The following is a 5,435-nucleotide window of genomic DNA, read 5'->3' as shown; positions in this document are numbered from 1 at the left end:
ACCAGAAAAAGGCCTCGTCCAACGCCTGAGCACAGAAGAGGGTCGACAAATTAGTTCGATGCGCCATCAAATTCGGTGAACGTCCATCTGGCCATACACGGTCGTCAATGCGAACGTGGAGTATCCTGATTCCTGCTGCGAGTGACCACAACAAAGAGGCGACAGTGCTTGAACTATCGGTTCGTGACAAAGCAATGCTGAGTGGTGAATTGGGTGATGGTGCAGCGCTCGCGATGCGTATAGTCGTCGCCACGGCGCATGTGATGAAGGCTCAAAGACTTGTCGACATTTCCTCCGCTCATATCGACGGGTGTCTGTACCACGGATCCGTGAGTCTCGATTTCGTCGAGCGCTTTGTCGCGTCCGGAACGCGGGTCGCCGTTCCGACCACACTCAATGTCGGATCGCTCGACCTCATACACCCGGAGTTGTATCGCGGCAAACCGGAAACTGCGAACGCCGCAAAGCGCCTTATGGAGGCACATCTGGAACTCGGGTGCGAAGCGACCTTCACATGCGCACCGTACCAGCTCAAGCACCGCCCACGCCTGGGCGATCAGATCGCGTGGGCTGAATCGAATGCGATCGTTTTCGCCAACTCAGTTTTGGGCGCCCGGACGAGTCGCTACGGCGATTTTCTCGATCTCGCGGCGGCAATTACTGGCCGCGTCCCGTATGCCGGATTGCATGTCACCGAAAACCGGGCCGCGCAACTTGTGTTCGCAGCGCCCGACCTCAGTGATTCATCGCGGCGCGACGCCTGTTTCGCCGCTCTCGGCTTTCTTCTCGGCCTTAAAGCCGGAGCAACGGTAGCCGCGATCACTGGATTACCTGCGGACTCCACGGAAGACGAATTGAAATCTCTTGGCGCTGCGGCCGCATCGAGTGGATCAGTGGCGCTCTTCCACGCGGTAGGAATTACACCAGAAGCTTCGACGCTTGACGCCGCGCTACAGGGTGGCGAGCCGGAACAGACCATTATTGTCAGCGAGGCGGACCTTGTCGCGATCCATCGTAAGTGGAACGATGCTCGCTCCATCGAGCCACTCGCCGCGGTCAGTCTGGGAACACCGCATTTTTCGGTCGACGAGTTCCGCCGGCTCGCCAAACTGTTCGAATCACACAAAGGGCCGCTCCGATGCGACTTCTATGTCAATACGAGCCGTTATGTTCTCTGGCAGATCGAAGAGGAAGGACTCGCCCAGCAACTGGCCTCGCGCGGCGTTCTGATCGTGGTGGACACATGTACCTACCTCACCCCCGTGATGAAACAGATCAACGGACTGGTAATGACCAACTCAGGGAAGTGGGCTCATTATGCTCCTGCGAACATCGGCGTCACAGTCGCGTTTGGGAGCATGACCGAATGTGTTCGCTCCGCCTTCGAAGGGAGAGTTTGCATTGATGAACTGGCCGGCTAGAGCTATGACCATGATCCCGCCCACTCTCGAGCTTGACGGCCAGGTCCTCGTGGCAGGGCGAGCAAGCGGCCTCACAATCGCGCTTCCTCCGCTGAGCTTCTGGGGCGGCTACGACGCTGAAAACGGGATGATCATCGACAAGACACATGCGGGCTACGGACAAAGCCTGAAAGACCGGATACTTGTGATGCCGCGGGCGCGCGGGTCCAGTTCCAGCAGCAGCGTGCTGGCTGAAGCATTGCGCAACGGGACAGGTCCCAGCGGCATCGTACTGGCAGAATGCGACCTGATTCTTGCCATAGGCGTTATTGCCGCCAACGAACTCTATGCCCTAAACGTACCCGTCGTGAGTGTTGGCGAAGACGTGTTCGCGCAAATTGCGTCTTTTACTGCAACACTGGCGATTGACGCCGGCGATACGTCGCGCCCCGCGAGAATTTACGTCACCGACAGTGAGCGCGACGGGAGCCGCAACCCATAGGGTTCCGGCATGCGGTTCGGTCATACGAACGAATTAGTTGTATCCGAGAATCGCGACCGATGCGACGTCCACTCGTTCAAGCGTACTGCCGAGACTCGATAGCGGCGAGGTCAGCAGTGCCACATAAGAAGAAGCCAGCGCAACCGCGGCGCAGCCTTGGACATTCCGATGCGCAATGTTTACGACCTGCTGCTGAGACGAATGCAACAATTCGGTGTGTAACATGACGGACGATGTCCCAAAACAGTAAGAGAAAACGGTCGACACGAGCACGCTACCCCAGGCGATTCGCGGCCACCGGCGAAAAACCTGTGCTCGCTTCAATCGCGCTGACGTTCTCAGGTCTCGCGAACGCATCAGGAGCGTCGTCGCCGGGACTACGCTGCCGTCCGATGGCCTTGAAAAAGGTCTCGAGACCTGATGGCAAGAAGAACTACACCCAGTGCAAATCTTCGGTTCCGTCGTTTATCAACGTGTGCGTTTGCTGTGGACCCAGGAAAACAGTCATACCTGGCTCGATTAGGTAATCGCGCCCTTCCACAACCGCCTTGCCCTTGCCACGTATGAAGTGAAGCACCTCTTCAGACACGGCGTGCGCGTGCAGGCGAACAAAGCCACCCGGCGGCACGGTCTGCGTTCCAGCCGAAAACGGGCGTTGCATCGATACAAGGTGGGGCGCAACGTGAACGGCGGCATAGCCATTTGCCGGCACAGGTTGCCAGTAGCTCTCCTCGTTGCGCGAATAGACGATCAGAAACTGAGGTTTCCTATCACAGTCGTTTGGACCTGCCACGGAGTCTTCGTTGTCGCGTGCTTCACCTGTCATTTGCACCTCACACGAACGTCGATTGATAGCGAGAGTTCTCTTTGTGTGAAACAATATCCTGTATCCAATCAATGCGCAACGCGTGTTTTCCAGTACGGGGTTGCACATTCATCCAAGATGGTCCGAAATGATTGAATGAACAGGTTTCATCGGTACAGGGGCAATCACCGAGGCAATCGCCACCGGCCTTGCTGCGGCGCCGCGTAAGCTACGCGAGATCTGGGTCTCACCTCGCAATCAGGAAACGGCAGCAAGGCTGTCAGGCAGACATGCGTTGGTTCACGTCGGCCGGGACAATCAGGATGTCGCGGACAGATGCGACCTGCTCTGCCTGGCCGTGCGACCTCAGGTTGCACAGCAGGTGCTGTCGCAACTTCATCTGACGTCGACGCACTACATCCTCAGTTTCATTGCGACGTGGAATCGCGAACGAATTGCGGCATTGATGCCCGAGGTAAAGCATATCGTCCGTCTTGCCCCTTTGCCGATGGTCGCGCAGGCGATGGGGCCGACCATCATCTACCCTGACGACCATGTCGCCACCGAACTTTTTGCGTCGCTCGGTGCCGCTATCCCTGTCAAGGACGAAGACGCTTTTGACAGTCTGTTCCGGCTCGCCTGTAGTTTGCAGGCCGCCCGCAATCAGCGGCCTGCATGGCGAGATGCCGCAGGCCCTAGGCTGCAGAATCCGCTGCTTGCGCCGGCGCGTTCGGTTCGCCGTCAACCAGACGCCAGACGGCCAATGGATTGGCCTCCTTTACCGCCGCCGGCAGCAAAGCATCGGGCAGATCCTGATAACACACAGGTCGCAGGAATCGGTCGATCGCTGTCGCGCCCACCGACGTGAACATCGGATTCGATGTGGATGGAAAGGGACCACCGTGAACCATCGCGTGGCAGACTTCCACACCCGTCGGGAAACCGTTGGCGAGGATACGTCCGGCCTTGCGCTCAAGAATCGGCAAAAGGCGCTGCGCATCTGCATGGTCCACAGCGTCGATCTGCAGAGTGACGGTGAGCTGCCCTTCCACGTGTTCCGCAACCGACAGCAATTCATCAAAGTCGCGTGCACGAATCACCACAGACGCCGGGCCAAACATCTCTGCTTCGAGCTCGGGCGTAGCCAGCAGGCGCCGAGCATCGGTCACATACAGGGCAGCCTGCGCGGCATTCGGAAGTTCGCCCGCCGATACGCCCTGTGCCACCTTCGTCACGCCCTGAACCCCATCGACTTTCTGCGCTCCACTGCGGAAGGCATCGAAGATTCCGGCTGTCAACATCGTCTGTGCCGGCTTTGTCGCCAACGATTCACCTGCAGCCTTGATGAATCGATCAAGGTCCGGACCGTCAATCGCCAGCACCAGGCCTGGATTCGTGCAGAACTGCCCAGCACCCAGCGTCAACGAATCCGCGAAGGCCTTTCCGATCGCCTCGGCGCGGCTCGCGAGCGCACCGGGGAACAGAAACACAGGGTTGATACTGCTCATTTCGGCGTAGACAGGGATAGGTTCGGCTCTAGCGTTCGCGATTCGCACAAGCGCGAGGCCACCCTGACGGGAACCCGTGAACCCAACTGCCTTAATGATCGGATGCGCGACCAACGCTTCCCCGAGTTTGCGGCCAGCGCCAAAAAGCAGCGAAAACACGCCCTCCGGCAATCCATGCTCCCTGGCCGCTTTCTGGATTGCGCGCCCTACCAATTCTGACGTTCCAAGATGCGCGCCGTGTGCTTTCACGATAACCGGCGCGCCCGCTGCGAGTGCCGAAGCGGTGTCGCCTCCCGCAACCGAGAAGGCAAGCGGAAAGTTACTCGCGCCAAACACCGCGATGGGACCAACCGGCACTTTCGCGAGGCGCAGGTCCGCACGAGGCAGCGGCTGCCGCTCAGGCTGTGCGTGATCGATCGTCGAACCGAGAAAGTGCCCATCCCGCACGACCTTCGCAAAAAGGCGTAGCTGACCGACAGTCCGGCCGCGCTCAACCTGCAAACGCGCAATCGGAAGGCCGGTCTCCGCATGTGCCCGTTCGATCAGCTCATCTCCGATGCCGAGGATGTTGTCGGCAATTGCGTCCAAAAACGCGGCACGTTTCGCTAACGTGACGTTCCGGAAAACGTCGAACGCCTGAGCCGCCAGAGAGGCTGCGCGCTCCACCTCCGCGGCACCGCCCATGCCGAAGGATGGCTCCGAAATCTCTGAGTTGCTTGCGGGATTGAACGCGCACTGGCTGCCTTCGGTGCCACGCACCGCGGAAAAGCCGATAAGCATTTCGCCAGTAATGGTCATGTCGATATCCTCAAAAAGGGTTGGGGTGGCGTGGGCTACGAAGGAGTCGTGGTCCGTACTGGATTAGCGCGGAAGGCTCGATCGCAGCGTGCAGGACCGTTATGTAGGTCACGACACGCAGTACAGACACCAGTTAGGTCTTGCGCCCGTTGAGCAGATAGGACAGGTTCGTTTCTGCGATGTAATAGAACGCGATCAGCGTCGTGAAGGCGAATGAAGCAATGGACGTTGCGACGAACGGCGCCCCAAAGCCATGGAAGACCGAATTCACGGCAGCTTGCGCAAAAGCAGGACCTGCCTTGATGCCAGGAAGATGAACCGTTATCGAACTACGGTTGACCGGAGCCGCCCAGCGGCTCCGGGTGCGGAAGCCTCGTTAATAAACGAGTGCCTTGAGGTCTTACAGCGTCTTGAGAGTGATT

Annotated in this window: 6 protein-coding genes and 1 pseudogene; 3 read left to right on the top strand and 4 right to left on the bottom strand. The window is 58.7% G+C overall.

The window, feature by feature from the left end; translation table 11 throughout:
- Nucleotides 1–164: 164 nt before the first annotated feature.
- Together P0D89_RS50700 and P0D89_RS50695 are read left to right on the top strand one after the other, a co-directional pair.
- Nucleotides 165–1,421 (top strand): aconitase X, encoded by a 1,257-nt coding sequence (locus tag P0D89_RS50700; protein ID WP_408369533.1) that lies wholly within the window; start codon nt 165–167, stop codon nt 1,419–1,421.
- Nucleotides 1,422–1,425: 4 nt separating this feature from the next.
- Nucleotides 1,426–1,902, top strand: coding sequence for an aconitase X swivel domain-containing protein (locus tag P0D89_RS50695; RefSeq protein ID WP_408369536.1), 477 nt, complete (start codon nt 1,426–1,428; stop codon nt 1,900–1,902).
- Nucleotides 1,903–2,335: 433 nt separating this feature from the next.
- On the opposite strand, the gene P0D89_RS50690 is transcribed toward P0D89_RS50695, so the two are convergent.
- A complete protein-coding gene (locus tag P0D89_RS50690) occupies nt 2,336–2,728 on the bottom strand; it encodes a cupin domain-containing protein (RefSeq protein WP_408369539.1) in 393 nt (130 codons plus the stop codon).
- Between the two features lie 148 nt (nt 2,729–2,876).
- On the opposite strand from P0D89_RS50690, the pseudogene P0D89_RS50685 reads away from it, so the two are divergent.
- Nucleotides 2,877–3,080: pseudogene (locus tag P0D89_RS50685) on the top strand (NAD(P)-binding domain-containing protein); the annotation flags it as partial.
- On the opposite strand, the gene P0D89_RS50680 reads toward P0D89_RS50685, so the two are convergent.
- The 3 genes from P0D89_RS50680 to P0D89_RS50670 all read right to left on the bottom strand — a co-directional run bounded on the left by P0D89_RS50680 (nt 2,988) and on the right by P0D89_RS50670 (nt 5,317).
- Nucleotides 2,988–3,263, bottom strand: a complete 276-nt coding sequence (locus P0D89_RS50680; RefSeq protein WP_408379297.1) for a hypothetical protein — start codon at nt 3,261–3,263, stop codon at nt 2,988–2,990. The pseudogene P0D89_RS50685 and the gene P0D89_RS50680 sit on opposite strands and share 93 nt — an antisense overlap.
- A gap of 139 nt (nt 3,264–3,402) precedes the next feature.
- Nucleotides 3,403–5,013: an aldehyde dehydrogenase (NADP(+)) gene (locus tag P0D89_RS50675; RefSeq protein WP_408369542.1), complete on the bottom strand. Its 1,611-nt coding sequence runs from the start codon at nt 5,011–5,013 to the stop codon at nt 3,403–3,405.
- Between the two features lie 133 nt (nt 5,014–5,146).
- On the bottom strand, nt 5,147–5,317 hold the full coding sequence (locus P0D89_RS50670) for an alanine:cation symporter family protein (protein ID WP_408379300.1): 171 nt from the start codon (nt 5,315–5,317) through the stop codon (nt 5,147–5,149).
- Between the last annotated feature and the right edge of the window lie 118 nt (nt 5,318–5,435).

The organism is Paraburkholderia sp. RL18-085-BIA-A (genome assembly GCF_046027075.1).
Lineage (GTDB): Bacteria > Pseudomonadota > Gammaproteobacteria > Burkholderiales > Burkholderiaceae > Paraburkholderia.
The sequence above is the reverse complement of the archived record's forward strand: the minus strand, read 5'-3'. Positions and strand labels throughout refer to the sequence as shown.